13 protein-coding genes and 1 pseudogene are annotated in these 14,941 nt (G+C 69.7%); 6 read left to right on the top strand and 8 right to left on the bottom strand.

What is annotated here, in order from left to right:
- Position 1: 1 nt before the first annotated feature.
- Complete coding sequence (locus QFZ29_RS19045; protein WP_306896097.1) at positions 2-1,018, bottom strand: helix-turn-helix transcriptional regulator; 1,017 nt, start codon at positions 1,016-1,018, stop codon at positions 2-4.
- A gap of 60 nt (positions 1,019-1,078) precedes the next feature.
- On the opposite strand from QFZ29_RS19045, the gene QFZ29_RS19040 reads away from it, so the two are divergent.
- From QFZ29_RS19040 to QFZ29_RS19025, 4 genes and pseudogenes are all read left to right on the top strand, one after another.
- On the top strand, positions 1,079-2,080 hold the full coding sequence (locus QFZ29_RS19040; RefSeq protein ID WP_306896095.1) for an ATP-binding cassette domain-containing protein: 1,002 nt from the start codon (positions 1,079-1,081) through the stop codon (positions 2,078-2,080).
- Between the two features lie 52 nt (positions 2,081-2,132).
- Positions 2,133-2,924, top strand: coding sequence for an ABC transporter permease (locus QFZ29_RS19035; RefSeq protein WP_306896093.1), 792 nt, complete (start codon positions 2,133-2,135; stop codon positions 2,922-2,924).
- 141 nt (positions 2,925-3,065) lie between these two features.
- Positions 3,066-4,764, top strand: a pseudogene (locus QFZ29_RS19030) (phytoene desaturase family protein).
- A gap of 223 nt (positions 4,765-4,987) precedes the next feature.
- Positions 4,988-5,677 carry a shikimate kinase gene (locus QFZ29_RS19025; RefSeq protein ID WP_306896091.1) on the top strand — a complete coding sequence of 230 codons (690 nt, stop codon included), beginning with the start codon at positions 4,988-4,990 and terminating at the stop codon, positions 5,675-5,677.
- An 88-nt stretch (positions 5,678-5,765) separates the two neighbouring features.
- On the opposite strand, the gene QFZ29_RS19020 is transcribed toward QFZ29_RS19025, so the two are convergent.
- Positions 5,766-6,125: a TfoX/Sxy family protein gene (locus QFZ29_RS19020; RefSeq protein ID WP_306896089.1), complete on the bottom strand. Its 360-nt coding sequence runs from the start codon at positions 6,123-6,125 to the stop codon at positions 5,766-5,768.
- Positions 6,126-6,308: 183 nt separating this feature from the next.
- Between QFZ29_RS19020 and QFZ29_RS19015 the strand changes: the two genes are divergently transcribed.
- Positions 6,309-6,788: an SRPBCC domain-containing protein gene (locus QFZ29_RS19015; RefSeq protein ID WP_306896088.1), complete on the top strand. Its 480-nt coding sequence runs from the start codon at positions 6,309-6,311 to the stop codon at positions 6,786-6,788.
- 39 nt (positions 6,789-6,827) lie between these two features.
- Here the strand turns inward: QFZ29_RS19015 and QFZ29_RS19010 are convergent, their stop codons facing one another.
- From QFZ29_RS19010 to QFZ29_RS18985, 6 genes are all read right to left on the bottom strand, one after another.
- The gene (locus tag QFZ29_RS19010) at positions 6,828-7,385 is read right to left on the bottom strand and encodes an acyl-CoA thioesterase (RefSeq protein ID WP_373426244.1); all 558 of its coding nucleotides are present in this window, start codon (positions 7,383-7,385) and stop codon (positions 6,828-6,830) included.
- A gap of 133 nt (positions 7,386-7,518) precedes the next feature.
- Complete coding sequence (locus tag QFZ29_RS19005) at positions 7,519-8,730, bottom strand: amidohydrolase family protein (RefSeq protein WP_306896084.1); 1,212 nt, start codon at positions 8,728-8,730, stop codon at positions 7,519-7,521.
- Positions 8,727-10,007 (bottom strand): ABC transporter permease, encoded by a 1,281-nt coding sequence (locus QFZ29_RS19000; RefSeq protein ID WP_306896082.1) that lies wholly within the window; start codon positions 10,005-10,007, stop codon positions 8,727-8,729. Before QFZ29_RS19000 ends, QFZ29_RS19005 begins: the two co-directional genes overlap by 4 nt.
- The gene (locus QFZ29_RS18995; RefSeq protein WP_306896080.1) at positions 10,004-11,107 is read right to left on the bottom strand and encodes an ABC transporter permease; all 1,104 of its coding nucleotides are present in this window, start codon (positions 11,105-11,107) and stop codon (positions 10,004-10,006) included. The genes QFZ29_RS19000 and QFZ29_RS18995 overlap by 4 nt, the downstream gene beginning before the upstream one ends.
- Positions 11,104-12,657 carry an ABC transporter ATP-binding protein gene (locus tag QFZ29_RS18990; protein WP_306896078.1) on the bottom strand — a complete coding sequence of 518 codons (1,554 nt, stop codon included), beginning with the start codon at positions 12,655-12,657 and terminating at the stop codon, positions 11,104-11,106. The genes QFZ29_RS18995 and QFZ29_RS18990 overlap by 4 nt, the downstream gene beginning before the upstream one ends.
- Positions 12,658-12,676: 19 nt before the next feature.
- Positions 12,677-13,723 (bottom strand): BMP family lipoprotein, encoded by a 1,047-nt coding sequence (locus QFZ29_RS18985; protein WP_306896076.1) that lies wholly within the window; start codon positions 13,721-13,723, stop codon positions 12,677-12,679.
- Between the two features lie 197 nt (positions 13,724-13,920).
- On the opposite strand from QFZ29_RS18985, the gene QFZ29_RS18980 reads away from it, so the two are divergent.
- The gene (locus tag QFZ29_RS18980; RefSeq protein WP_306896074.1) at positions 13,921-14,940 is read left to right on the top strand and encodes a LacI family DNA-binding transcriptional regulator; all 1,020 of its coding nucleotides are present in this window, start codon (positions 13,921-13,923) and stop codon (positions 14,938-14,940) included.
- Position 14,941 lies beyond the last annotated feature (1 nt).

Here is a 14,941-nt window from a genome sequence, read left to right as displayed (position 1 = left end):
ACTACTCGTCGCCGCGAGCGATGGTCGCCGCAGACGCGGAGCGGGTAGCCGCCGCGAACCGTTCGGCCTGCACCGCGAGGAACTCGAGCACCTCGGGCGGCCCCTCCACGCGGTAGGGCACGTCGCGGGGCATCCACATGAGCCCCATCATCAGGTTCTCGAGCGAGTCGGCCTCCAGCGGCCAGGCGCTCTGGGTCGCGCCGTGCGCCGTCACGTCGCGCCCGTACCATCCGAGGTAGTCGGCGAATTCAGGGTGCGGCAGGTCGACGATGACCGTGGCCTTGAAGCTCCGCTCGCGCCAGCGGAGCGCAGCCTCGACGCGATCCCGCGCCGCTTCGTCGGTCAGCCGGCGCGGCTCGAAGTGCACGCGCGTCGGGAACACCTCGCTCACCCGGTCGAGCCGGAACGTGCGCCAGTCGTCGCGCTCGCGGTCCCATGCGAGGAGGTACCAGCGGCGCGCCAAGGGTACGAGCCGGTACGGCTCGACGACGCGCGACGACTCCTCGCCCGCGGCATCCGTGTACCTGAAGCGCAGCCGTTCGGAGTCGCGGCAGCCGAGCGCGAGCAGCCCGAGCAGCTCGGCGTCGATCTCGGGAACGGGGCGTCCGGATGCTCCCCGCCCGCCGGCCCCGACCGTCGCATGCGATTGCAGGGCATCGATGCGGCGGCGCAACGCAGGCGGGAGCACCTGCTCGATCTTGGCGAGCGCGCTGAGCGTGGTGTGCTCGGCGCCGCGCAGCCCCGCCGTCGCCTGGGAGCGCAGGCCCACCGCGATCGCCACGCCCTCGTCGTCGGTCAGCAGCAGCGGCGGCATGCCCGTGCCGGCCTCGAGCCGGTATCCCCCGGCGCTGCCGCGAGCCGACTCGATGCCGTAGCCGAGCTCGCGCAACCGCTCGACGTCGCGGCGCAGGGTGCGGTCCGAGACGCCGAGCCGGTCGACGAGCTCGCGCGCCGACCAGTGCCGGTGGCTCTGGAGCAGGGAGAGGAGCTCGAGGGCTCTCGAGGTGGTTGCGGCCATGTCTTCATTCTCTCCGCAATAAGGACAGAATGTGTCCGGATGCTTCGAAAGACTGTGGACATGACGAACCACACGAATCAGATGATCACCGCTCGAGGCCTCACAAAGACGTTCCGCTCAAAAGGGCAGACCGTCGAGGCCGTCCGCTCCGTCGACCTCGATGTGGCCGACGGCGAACTCGTCGCCTTCCTCGGCCCGAACGGCGCCGGCAAGTCGACGACGCTCCGCATGCTCACCACGCTGCTGCCGCCCACCGAGGGCGAAGCGACGGTCGCGGGCTACGACATCCGCCGCGATCCTGCCGGTGTTCGCCGTCGCATCGGCTATGTCGGCCAGGGCAACTCGGGCGGGCACACCCAGCGCGTGCGCGACGAGCTGTACGCGCAGGGCTCGTTCTACGGAATGGGCCGCCGCGAGACCCGCGCGCGCGCCGACGAGCTCATCGAGTCGCTCGAACTCGGGCAGTCCGCGTACCGCACCGTGCAGTCGCTGTCGGGCGGCCAGAAGCGTCGGCTCGACATCGCGCTCGGCCTGATCCACCGGCCCGAGTTGCTCTTCCTCGACGAGCCCTCGACGGGCCTCGACCCGCACAGCCGCGCCAACCTCTGGGAGCACATCGTGGAGCTGCGCCGGCAGACCGGCACGACGATCTTCCTCACGACGCACTACCTCGACGAGGCCGACCAGCTCGCCGAGCGCGTCATGGTGATGGACCACGGCGCGGTCATCGCCGACGACACGGCGTGGGCGCTCAAGGAGTCGCTCGCGGGCGACCGCATCACCCTCGAGTTCGAAGGGGCGACGGATGCCACAGCCGCTGCGGCCCGCATCGGCGGCGAGATCTCGGGCCGGGTCGTGACCCTCACGGCTCGAGGCGGGGACCGCGCGTTGCCCCGCTTCATCCGCGACCTCGGCGACGCGGGCCTCGACGTGGTGGCCGCAACGCACCGGCAGCCCACGCTCGACGACGTGTTCCTCGCGCTCACGGGGCGCAGCCTCCGCGACGAGGGCGCGCACGCGGCGGACTCGACGGACGCTGCAGCCGAACACGTCGCCGCCTGACGCCGGCGCCACTCGACCACCGACACGCTCGACCACAACGAAGGAGCACCCAATGTCCACCACCACTTCCCCTGAGACATTCGCTCGCCCGACCGGATTCGTGCGCGACACCGCGAGCGTCTTCGTGCGCGAGTCCCGTCCGCTCGTGCGCGACCCGTTCAGCGTCATGTTCAGCCTTGTGCAGCCGCTCGTCTTCCTCGGGCTCTTCGGGCCGTTGCTCGTCGGTGCCGCGGGCGGCGACGTCGCGGGCACGCTGCAGTGGTTCGTGCCCGGCATCCTCGTGATGGTCGCGCTCTTCGGCACGGCCTCGACCGGCGCGAACCTCCTCTTCGAGATGCAGACCGGTTCGCACGAGCGCACGCTCGTGGCGCCGCTCTCCCGCAGCGCGCTCCTCGTCGGCCGCGCCCTGAAGGAGGTCGTGCCGCTCGTGATCCAGGGCACGATCGTCGTGCTCGTCGCGGTGCCGTTCGGATTCAGCGTCGACCCGTTCGGGCTCGTCTCCGGCCTCGCGGTGCTCGCGGTGTTCGGCATCGGCTTCGGCGCGCTGAGCTACTCGCTCGCCCTCGCGTGCCGCAACCGCGACTGGATGTTCTGGATGGTGCACCAGACGCTGCTGTTCCCGCTGATGATCCTCTCGGGCATGCTGCTTCCGCTCGAAGACGGTCCCGACTGGATGCAGGTCGCGGCGGCCGTGAACCCGCTCAGCTACCTCGTCGGCGCCGAGCGCGCACTGCTCGCGGGTGACTTCGGCGCCCCTGCCGTGCTCGGCGGCATCCTCGCTGCGGTGGCGACGTGTGCGCTCGGCGTGTTCGTGGGCGTGCGGTCCATGCGCCGCGCCAGCTGACGGTCAACCCCTTCTCACAATTCAGGAGGCCCCGGCGTGTCGACCGCGACACGCCGGGGCCCGGGCGCGCCACGCCGAACGCGCTCTTGAATTGCGAAACAGAGCCAGGCGGATGCCGCATCCGCTCGTTACGCTCGTTGGATGCGCCAGCCCCACGACGTCGTGATCATCGGCGGCGGCCACAACGGCCTCACCGCCGCCGCCTACCTCGCCAGCGCCGGCAAGCGCGTGCTCCTGCTCGAGCGCGACGACCACCTCGGTGGCGCGGCCGTCTCGGCCGAGGCGTTCGACGGCGTCGACGCACGCCTCTCGCGCTACTCGTACCTCGTGAGCCTGCTGCCGCAGCGCATCATCGACGATCTCGCCCTCGACGTGCAGCTCGTACGCCGCCGCTACTCCTCCTACACACCCGACCCGGCCGATCCGTCGTGCGGGCTGCTGATCGACCGCGAGGCCGGCGCCGAGGCCTCCGCCGCCGCGTTCGCCGACATCGGGGCCGAGACCGACGCACACGCGTGGAACGGGTTCTACGCCGACACCGCCCACGTCGCCGAGCGCCTCTTTCCGACCCTCACCGAGCCGTTGCCCACTCGCGCCGAGGCGCGCGCCCTCATCGGCGACGATCGGGTGTGGCGCGAGTTCGTCGAGCGCCCGCTCGGCGAAGCGATCGAGGCGCGATTCGAGAGCGACCTCGTGCGCGGCGTCGTCGCGACCGACGGCCTCATCGGCACGTTCACGAGCCTCGACGATCCGGCGCTCGACGCCAACCGGTGCTTCCTGTATCACGTGGTCGGCGGCGGCACCGGCGATTGGGACGTGCCCGTCGGCGGCATGGGGCGCCGTCAGCGGCGAGCTCGCCCGGGCCGCCCGAGAGGCCGGCGCCGAACTCGCGACGGGCGCCGAGGTGCTCGCCGTCGATCCGGGCGGCCGAGTGCGGTATCGCCTCCAAGGCGCCGAACTCGAGGCGACCGCGGGCACCCTGCTCTCGAACGTCGCACCGGCCGTGCTCGACCGGCTGCTCGGCGCCGGAGCAGCGGATGCCGCGGCGCACGCAGCACGCGAGGCTCGCGAGGCATCCGGCTCGATCGCACCTCGTGACCAGCCGCCGTTCACGCCCGACACGAAGATCGACGTCCCGCCCGTCGTCCGCGAGCGGCTTCGGCTCGCCGCCGAGCCCGAAGGCGCACAGGTGAAGGTCAACCTGCTGCTCACGCGACTGCCGCGCTTACGCGACCCGAGGATTGCTCCCGAGGTCGCGTTCGCCGGCACGTTTCACATCAACGAGCTCGAGTCGCAGCTCGACGCCGCCTACACGGCTGCTGCGCGCGGTTCGATCCCTTCGCCGCTGCCGTGCGAGATCTACTGCCACACGTTGAGCGACCCGTCGATCCTCTCGCCCGAGCTCGCGGCCTCGGGCGCGCATACCCTCACCGTGTTCGGGCTGCACGCGCCCCATCGACTGCTCGAGCGCTTCACCAACGACGAGCTGCGGTCGCAGTTGCAGGCGGCGGTGCTCGCTTCGCTCAACTCCGTGCTCGCCGAACCCATCGAAGACGTGATCGCGACGGATGCCGCCGGCCGCCCCTGCATCGAGACGAAGACCACCCTCGACCTCGAGGAGGCATTGCGCATGCCGGGCGGCAACATCTTCCACGGCCCGCTCTCCTGGCCGTGGGCCGAAGACGGCGCGCCGCTCGACACGCCCGCCGAGCGATGGGGCGTGGCGACGCGGCATCCGCGGATCCTCGTCTGCGGCGCGGGCGCCGTACGCGGCGGCGGCGTGAGCGGCATCGGCGGCCACAACGCGGCGATGGCCGTGCTCGAGGGCGACCTCGGCTGACGCACCGCGGCAGGAACTGAACTGCAGGGGATTCGCGGTCATAGCCCCGCATCGGCGCCTCTGATGCGGAATCCCCTGCATATCGCGAGCTCGAGCCTGTGCGCGAGAGCGTCAGCGAGTTCCGCAGGCGACTGGGCCACCTACGCCGCCGCGGTCAGCCAGCGGCCGAATCGGGACAGATCGACGGCACTAACGTCGTGTGGTGAAGCCAGACAGGAGAAGGATGCGATCCGAACGATATGAAGCGGCTGCCGACGCCGCAGCGTTGCGTGAACAGCTGCGGCGTGTCTACTGGATCGGTGGCGGAAGTGGTGCCGGCAAGTCGACGATTGCTCGCCGTTTGGCGAATCAGTACGGGTGGCGTCTCTACGCGACCGACGACATGATGTCGGAGCACGCCCGCCGGACCACACCCGAAGAAACCCCGTTCCTGCAGCAGTTCATGGCCATGGATATGGACGAGCGATGGGTGAACCGGCCTCCGGAAACCATGCTCGAGACCTTCCACTGGTTTCGCGGTGAGGGCTTCGGGCTGATCATCGAAGACCTCCTTCGCCTGCCACCGGAACCCTGTGTCATCGTCGAGGGCTTCCGACTGTTGCCACACCTCGTGAAGCCGCTACTTTCCGTGTCCAGTCACGCGGTTTGGCTCCTCCCCACACCCGAGTTCCGCCGGACCGCAATCCAGAGTCGGGCCACGCCCGGCGAAGGGTTCATCTGGAAGACCAGTGATCCGGAGCGAGCCGGCCGCAACATCGCTGAACGCGACCAAGCCTTCGTGAAACGTCTCTACGAGGAAACGAAGCGTCTCGAACTGCATGCCATCGAGGCTGACACCACGATGACCGAAGATGACTTGGCCAAGCGGGTGACCGAAGTGTTCTTGGGCAGTCGCTCGACGCCTCCGGGATGAGAAGCAGATCACCGGGCTCCCAGGAACGGGGCACGACGGGCCGCCCGCACTCAGCGCGGATCAACGCGGGCTGGCCCGCCGGCGCCCGTCAGCGCTTGGACTTCGGCGCCTTCGGCGGCAGCTGCGCGACCTCGTCGAACGCTCGCTCCACCCACTCCGTGAGGCGTTCGGGCTCGCGATCCCATGCTTCGGGCACGGAGACGTAGCCGCCCATGGGCCGCTCCTCGGGCCCGAACGGTCCGGCGCCCTCGGTCGACTCCAGCTCGGTGCGAACCCCCTCGTCGAGCACTCGCACGCCGATGCGATCGCCGAAGAGACCCGCGAACATGTTGCCGTTCACGAACGCGCCGAGGTTGCCGAACATGGGCTTCACGACGACGCGCGGGTCATCGGGCATCGACGACGTGAACCGCTCCTTGGCGGCATCCGATGGCTTCGGTATCTGCATTCTCCCCCGCCTCGCTCGGGTCTGATCAGGAGCGGCGACACGCCCTCCCGCAACCCATGGCGCCACTCTAATGAGCCCGATCGCTCGCGTGAAGCTCTAGTGAAAGCAGGCCGACCGCATTAGCCTGAAGAGCACGACGAGCGGGGGTCGAAGATGATCGCGAAGCCGACCGGACACTATGCGTTGAAGCCTAACGGCCTGTACCTGCAGTTCGACCGCTTGTTCCATGCGCCGATCGTCGACGTCTGGTACAGCCTCACGAATCCCACCGCGATGCAGTCGTGGATCGGCACCTACACCGGCAGCCCCGCCACGGGTGGCGTGCGCTTCATCATGTCGGCCGAGCCCGACGCCGAGTGGGAGAACGTGAGCATCCTCGAGTGCACGCCGCCGTATCGCTTCACCGCCGATGCCGGTTCGGGCGACAACGCGTGGCGCGTCTTCTGCCACCTCCTCGAGGGCGGCGGCATGACGACGCTCACGCTCGGCCAGCGATTGAACAGTGCAGCGGATGCCCCGAGCATCGGCCCCGGCTGGGACTACTACCTCGACCGCCTCAGCGCCGCCCGCTCGGGCGCGGCCCTGCCCGAATGGGATCACTACTACCCGGCGTTCTCGGAGCACTACCGCGATCTCAACGTGCCCGACGCTGCTCGGCGCTGAGCGCGATGCAGTCGGCTCGCGTAGCCACGCCTCGGCCGCTCAGTGCCAGACCGACGGCGCCTCGGCGCGCGTCGCGGGCAGCGCGACATCCGCTCCCCATCGCTCGATCCACTCGGGCAGGCCCTCGCCCTCGACGGTGCCGAACGCCTCGATGAGCTCGGGCACCGGCACGATGCCGCCCGATTTGCGCAGGAACCGCCCGCGGATGAAGCCCTGGGCGAAGACCTCGGGCACGCCGTCGGCGCCCGGCCGCACGAAGCGCTGCTCGACATAGACGGCCTTCTCGTCGAAGCCGAGGATGCGCGACTCGATCGTGAACCGCTGCCAGAGGTTCAGCGACTTGCGGAACGTGATCGTCTCGCTCGCGACGACGGGGTACCAGCCCTTCTCGCGCATGATGCGCCAGACCCCGTTGCGCACGAGCATGTCGAAGCGCGCGACATCCATGATCGAGAAGTACACGCCGTTGTTCATGTGGCGGTTGATGTCGAGGTCGGTCGGCAGGGTGATGAAGTTCGTGCGCGCGATCTCGTAGTGCCCGAGATCGTGCTTGCGGCGCGAGAGGAACAGCACGTGGAGCAGCGTGCGGAAGAACATATGCATAGTCCACGACTGTATGTCCGATTCGTGGTCGATGTTCCATCATTGGCAGGTCGCCACAGTCGGCGAGCGGATGCCGCGGCTCGCGTTGTGCGGAACTGAAAGCAGGCGCGCGGGCGACGTCGAACGGTCAGGGCAGCGTGCCCGCGACCACGCGCCCTCGCGAGACGACCGCGACGATGCCGGAAGTGTCGAGGTCACGGATGTCGCGCCACGGCCGGCCCCGCACGACGACGAAGTCCGCAGCGAACCCCTCACGCACCCGGCCGAGGGAATCGGCTCGGCCGATCGCTCGGGCGGCCCGCGTGGTCGCCGCCTGCAGGGCACGCTCGGCGGTCCATCCCAGCGTCGAGGCCATCGCGCGCACCTCCGCCATCTGGTCGCCGAAGCCGACGTGATGGCCATTGGCATCGGTGCCGAGCACGAAGTCGACGCCGGCATCGGCCGCCGAGCGCATGAGCGCATCGCGCTCGGCGACGAGCTCACTCGCCTTCGCCGCCTGTTCGGGTGTCACGCCGAACTCGCCCGCGGCGATCCGGTCGTTGATGAGCAGGGTGGGCGCGATGCTCACGCCTCGAGCGGCGATGCGCTCGGCTTGGGCGCGCGAAACGAGCGTGCCGTGCTCGATCGAGTCGACGCCCTCGTCGAGGGCGATGCCGATGCCCTCCTCGGTGTGGGCGTGCGCGGCCACGAGCATGCCGAGCGCGTGCGCCTCGTCGACGATCGCCGCGATCTCGGCCCGCGTGTGGTTGCGCCACGAGCTCTTGTCGCCGACCGACAGCACGCCGCCGCTCGTGGCGATCTTCACGCCGTCGGCGCCCGCCCGTGCCCACTGGCGCACGAGCTTGCGGCACTCGTCGACGCCGTCGGCGACGGGCTTGCGCGCCGCGACGGCAGGCGGCACGAACAGGTCACCGTGGCCCGCGGTCATGCTCACCATGCCGTGCGCGAGCACGCGCGGTCCCTCGACGATGCCGGCGTCGAGCGCCCCGGCGAGCGAGAACTGGATGTCATCGGCGGAGAGGTCACGCAGGGTCGTAACGCCGCCTCGGGCCGCTTGCCGCGCGTGCGCGAGCCCGTGCAGCACCTGTTCCTCGGGTCGCGTGGTGAGCGGCCACGTGAGGAAGTCGACGCGCCCCTCGCCGGCGTGGCCGATGAGGTGCACGTGCGTGTCGATGAGACCGGGGATGACGGCGAAGGCGGGTGCCTCGGCGGCGTCGCTCGGCCGCACGGCGACGATCGAATCGTCGCGGCCGCCGCCGCCACTCCACTCGATCGTGCGCGGCCCCTGGGCGGACTCGCCATCCCACAGCTCGACGTTCGCGAGCACCCGAGACCTCACGACCGCGCGTTCTTTCGTGGGAACACGTGGCCGAGCGCAGCGGGCGGACGCATGGTGACACCGGCGACGACGAGCACCGCGAGCGTCACGAGGTACGGCGCGGCCGTGGCGAGGCCGCTCGGCAGCGGCACGAACAGGAAGACGAGCACGAGCACGACGCCCAGCACGAGCGGGGCGATGCCGCCGCGCCGCTCGCCCTTCATGATGCGGGTCATGCCGACCACCACGAAGACGATCGCGAGGATGAACAGGAGCGCCCGGAACGTCGCGGGCCGGCCGAGCCCGACCGCGTCGCTGAAGCCGAACAGCGATGACCCGAGGAACACGCCCGATGGCATCCAGTTGCCGAAGATGAGCGTCGCGAGTCCGATGAAGCCGCGGCCGGCCGTCTGGTGCTCGACATAGCCCTGCGAGATCAGCACGAGGTATCCGCCGGCGAAGCCTGCCATGCCGCTGCCGATGAGCACGGCGAGCCAGCGTGTGCGGTGCACGTCGCCGCCGAGCGCCTGGAGCGCCGCCGGCCGTTCGCCCGCCGCGCGCCACCGGAGCCCGAAAGGGGTGCGCCACAGCACGTACGCGGTGGCCGGAATCAGCAGCAGCCCGATGACGGCGGTGATCGACACGTCGCGAGTGAGGCCGCCGACGATACCGCCGAGCTGCGCGACGACCGGCAGGCCCGACGCCTCCATGACACGAGTGAGGTCGAACGTGCCGTATCCGCCCGAGAGGAACGGAATGCCGATCGTCGGAAGGGACCCGCCGATTCTCGGCGAGTGCGCGATGGTGCCGCCGTCGACCCCGTTGAAGACGATGTCGGCCATGAAGCGGGCGAGCGCCGCCGCGATGACGTTGATCGAGACGCCGACGATGAGCTGGTTGAGCCCCATCTCGATGCAGAGCAGCGCCATGAGCAGTCCGAAGATCAGCCCGCCGACGATGCCGCCGCCGAGCGCGGCCCAGGGCCCCCAGAACCAGCCGAACAGGCCCGCCATCCAGGTGCCGCCGATCATCATGCCCTCGAGGCCGACGTTGATGATGCCCGCGCGCTCGGAGTAGAGGCCGCCCATCGCCACGACGGCGATCGGCACCGTGAGGCGCAGCGCGGATCCCCAGGTGGAGGAGGCCGCGATTCCCGGGGCATCGGCGACGTACTGGGCGATGACGATGAGCCCGAATCCGAGCAGCGTCCAGCGGAGCCCGGTGCGAAGCGCCGCCCGTCCGGGGGCGAGTCTCGTCGGCGACGGGCGCGCTGCAGCCTGCGTGATGGTGTCGGTCATCGTGCGGCCCCCGCATCATCGGCGGCGAGCGGGATCCGTCGTCTCGCCTTGATCGCCCGCCAGAGCGCGATGCGCTGGTCGGCCTTCTCGGTGAACCAGTAGCCGATCGCCGAGCTCAGGAGGATCACCGCCATGAACACCGACCCGACCTCGGTCGGCAGCTGCACCAGGCCGAGCACTTGTGAGCTGCGCTCGACGAAGGCGAGCAGGAACGCGCCGAAGGCCATGCCGATCGGGTGCATCCTGCCGAGGAGCGCGGCCGCGAGTCCCGTGACCATGAGGTCGATCGGCAGGGTGCCGTCGAAGCGGTGCGCCGTGCCGAGCACGTGCGGCAGGCCGATGAGGCCCGCGATCGCGCCCGAGCCGACCATCGCCCAGATGATGCGGCGCTTCACCCTGATGCCGGCGGACTCCGCAGCCTCGGGAGAACGTGCGGCGACCTGCAGCGTGAAACCGAACACCGTGCGGTACTGCACCAGGTAGAACAGCACGCCGAGCACGATCGCGACGACGAGGAAACCCGAGATCGCGGTGCGATTGCCGATGCCGAGGTCGACGAGCACCGGCATCGCGCCGTTCTCGTCGATGATCGCGGTGCCCGTGTCCTGACCGCCGCCTGCACGGAAGACGTCCGCCAGCAGGATGGCCACCACGGTCGTCGCGATCGCGTTCATGAGGATCGAGGTGATGACCTCGTTCACGCCGCGGTACACCTTGAGCAGCGCGGGCACGAGCGCCCAGAGTGCGCCGGTCACGCAGCCGACCAGCAGCGAGAGCGGCAGCCGCACGGCGAGATCGAACGGGAGCTGCGCGGCCGCGACGGCACCCGCGAGCGCGGCGACGCGGTACTGGCCATCGATGCCGATGTTGAAGAGCCCCATCCGCAGGGCGAACGCGGCGGCGACCCCCGCGATGTAGAGCGGCACCGCGTTGTTCAGTGCCGACACGAGCGAGGCCGGCTCGATGCCGTAGTTCCACATGACCTCGTAGGCGGATGCCGCGGAGTAGCCGCTGAGGCTGAGGAAGAGCGTCGTCACGAGCAGGGCGAGCAGCACCGACACGACCGGGCCGCCGAGGGTGAGCACGATGCGCCGGATCATTCGGCCGCCTTCCCGTCGATCGGCGCCGCGATGCGGTCGCTGCGCACGCCGGTCATGTATTCGCCGAGGGTCTCCGCGTCGGTCGCGCGAGGGTCGAGTTCACCCACGATCGTGCCGCGATAGAACACGAGCAATCGGTCGGAGAGGGCGAGCAACTCGTCGAGGTCGGCCGAGATGAGCAGCGTGCCGAGCCCGCGGTCACGCGCCTCGATGAGTTCGGCCCACACCGCCGATTGCGCGCCGATGTCGACACCACGGGTCGGATGCGCCGCAATGAGCACGCGCGGATCGGAGCCGAGCTCGCGTCCGACGATGAACTTCTGCTGGTTGCCGCCCGACAAGGCCGACGCGAGGGTCATCGGCCCGCCGCCGCGAACGTCGAATCGTGCGATGACCCGCTCGGCGACCGCCGCCGCGCCCGACCGGCTGAACCATGGCCCGCGCTTGACCGGGGGCCGGGAGTGATGGCCGAGTGCGGCGTTCTCGCGGAGCGGCATCGAGAGCACGAGCCCGTCGTGGTGGCGATCTTCGGGGATGTACGCCATGCCGACGCCGCGCCGTTGCTCGGTCGACAGCCCCGAGACATCCGCTCCCCCGACCGACACCGTGCCGCGTGCCGCAACGCGTCCGAGCACGGCGAGCATGAGCTCGGACTGGCCGTTGCCCTCGACTCCGGCGACGCCGAGGATCTCGCCGGATCGAACCGAGAACGACACGTCGTCGAGCGCGGGCACCTCGCCGTCGTCGCTGACCGTGAGCCGTCGGCCCTCGAGCACGATCTCTTCACCGGGCGGTTCCACGCGAGGTGCCACCGAGGGCATCGCGACCTTCACCATGAGCGAGGCGAGTTCGCGTGCGCTCGTCGCGGCCGGCGTCGTGTGCCCGACGACCTCGCCGGCGCGGATGACGGTGATCTCGTCGGCGAAGTCGAGCACCTCGTCGAGCTTGTGCGAGATGAAGATGACGGATGCCCCGGCCTCGGTGAACGTGCGCATCGCCGCGAAGAGCGACTGCGCCTCGCTCGGCACGAGCACCGCGGTCGGCTCGTCGAGGATGATGATGCGCGCGTCGCGGTAGAGCACCTTGAGGATCTCGACCCGCTGCCTCGCCCCGACGCCGAGGTCGCGCACGACGGCGTCGACATCGACCGAGAAGCCGTTGGCCGCGGCGAGGTCGGCCACGCGGCGACGCGCGGCGACGGTGTCGAGCCGGAGCGCGGACCCCGGCTCGTCGGCGAGCACGACGTTCTCCCACACGCGAAGCGCGTCGGCGAGCAGGAAATGCTGGTGCACGATGCCGACACCGGCACGTTGCGCGTCCCGAGGGGACCGGAACGCGCGCCCGACGCCCGCGATCTCGATCGTGCCCTCGTCGGGGTTCTCCTCACCGGCCAGGATCTTCATGAGGGTCGACTTGCCCGCGCCGTTCTCCCCGACGATCGCGTGCACCGTGCCGGCCTTCACCGACAGGTCGATGCGATCGTTGGCGACGAAGGTGCCGAACCTCTTGACGATGCCGGTGAGTCGCACCAGCTCTTCCCGCTCCACCATGTGCGCGCCCGACCGCGCTCTACAGGGCGCTCGGCACCGTGATGGCGCCCTCGATGATGGCCTGCTTGGCTTCTTCGATCTGCGCCTCGAACTCGTCGAGGAATCCGCCGCTCGTCGAGTACCCGACGCCGTCGTTCGAGAGGTCGAAGGTCTGCTCGCCCGGCTCGAGGGTTCCGTCGAGGAAGGCGGCGATGCTGTCCTCCACGGCGACGTTGACGTTCTTGATCGCCGAGGTGAGGATGTACGGCTTGATCGACTCGTCGACCTGCTGGTACACGTCGCCGTCGACGCCGATCGCCCACACCTGCGCATCCGGCGTGCTCGACGCGAGAGCCTGCTCGTACACGCCGAGGCCCGATCCGCCGGCCGCCGCGTAGATGACGTCGGCTCCGCCCGCGTACATCGAGGCGGCCGCCTCCTTGCCCTTGGTGGGGTCGGAGAAGCCCGTGAAGTCGCCGAGCGGCGACAGGTAGGTGCTGTCGACGACGATGTCGGGATTGACCGACTTCGCTCCGGCCTCGTAGCCGACGAAGAAGTTCTGGATGCTGGGCTGGTCGACGCCGCCGATGAACCCGACGTGCCCCGTCGTCGAGGCGAGTGCCGCGGCGACGCCGACGAGGTACGACGACTGCTCGGCCGCGAACGAGATGGTCGTGACGTCGGGGATCGTGGTGCCCTTGTCGATGTCGACCGCGACGAAGGCGGTGTCGGGGTGGTCGGTGGTCTCGGCCATGGGCGTGGCGTACTGGAACCCGATGCCGATCGCGAGGCCCGCGCCCTCTGAGATGGCGAGATCGATACGGTCCTGGAAGTCGTCGGAGTTCGGGCTCGAGAGGTCGATCGGGGTGAAGTCGTACTCGTCCTGCGCGTCGGTGAAGCCCTTGTAGGCGCTGTCCATGAACGAGAAGTCGCCGGTGGTGCCGTAGATCATGGCGATCTTCGGCGCATCGGGGTCGCCGCTCGGCTGGCTGGCGGCCGTCTGGCCGGAGCACGAGGAGAGCACGAGGGTGGCGGCGAGCACTGCGCCGCCGACCGAGATCACTCGGGAGGTTGCTGAACTGGACACACTGACTCCTTCTGCTGTGGGGGTCTTCGAGAAGTTACGCCGCAAAAGGCTTTGCGTGATTTCGCTGATGTTTCATTCACGAAACAATTCGGGCAACTGCCCCAGTGTTACGGGAAAGTCACGTCAGGGAGGTGCCGAATCGCCCTCAGATTGTTGCCGAGTGCACAAAACGTTCAGTGGACGGCTAGCATGCAGGCATGAGCGACGACACCCGCAAGCCCGCGGCCACGATCCGCGATGTGGCGCGGGTCGCGCAGGTCAGCATGACGACGGTGTCGCACGCATTGTCGGCGAAGCGCCCGGTGAGCCCCGAGACTGCGGAACGGATCCAGGCGGCGATCGAACACCTCGGCTACGTGCCGCACTCGGGGGCGAGAGCCCTGCATGCTGGCAAGTCCCTCATGCTCGGACTCGTCGTGCCCGATGTCTCCGATCCCTTCTTCGGACGCCTCGCCGCGAGCGTCGAACGCGCGGCCGACGAGGCCGACTACGGAGTCGTGCTCGGCGGCTCGAGCGGTGCCTCATCCCGCGAGGCGCGCTACTTCAACCTCCTCCGCTCCAGGTCGATCGACGGCCTGATCTACGTCGCCGGCGCACTCCGCCACGACGATCGCCTCAGCAAGCTCGCGCAGAGCCATCCGATCGTGCTCGCCGACGAGTGGGTCGAGGGGCTCGATGGCATTCCCCTCGCGGCGGCCGACCACGAGCAGGGCGGACGCCTCGCCGGCGAACACCTCGCCTCGCTCGGGCACCGCGACGTCGCCGTACTCACCGGCCGGCGCGGGCTGCGTTCGGCCGAGGAGCGGGTCGCAGGATTCCACTCGATCTACCCTGATGCCCTCGTTGTCGACGCCGACTTCTCCGAGGAGGTCGCCTACCACCGCACCGCGAAGCTGCTCGCGCGCGGGGGCGCCGGCGCCCCGACCGCGATCTTCGCGTCGAACGACCTCGCGGCGTTCGGCGTGCTCGACGCCGCACGCGATCACGGCCTCGTCGTGCCGCGCGACCTCTCGGTCGTCGGATTCGACGACGTGCCGCTCGCGCAGCGGGTCTCGCCGCCGCTCACCACCGTGCGCCAGCCGATCGACGAGATCGGCCGGCTCGCAACCGCGACGCTGTTCGAGGTGATCGCCGGCCGCGATCCCGGCGAGCTCGAGCGCTGCCCCGTCGAGCTCGTCGTGCGCGAGAGCACCGCCCCACCAGCCCACACCAACTGAA

Origin of the sequence: Agromyces albus, from assembly GCF_030815405.1 — a bacterium.
GTDB classification, from domain to species: Bacteria; Actinomycetota; Actinomycetes; order Actinomycetales; family Microbacteriaceae; genus Agromyces; species Agromyces albus_A.
Note: the sequence above shows the minus strand (reverse complement) of the source record. Positions and strands in the feature narration are given on the sequence as shown.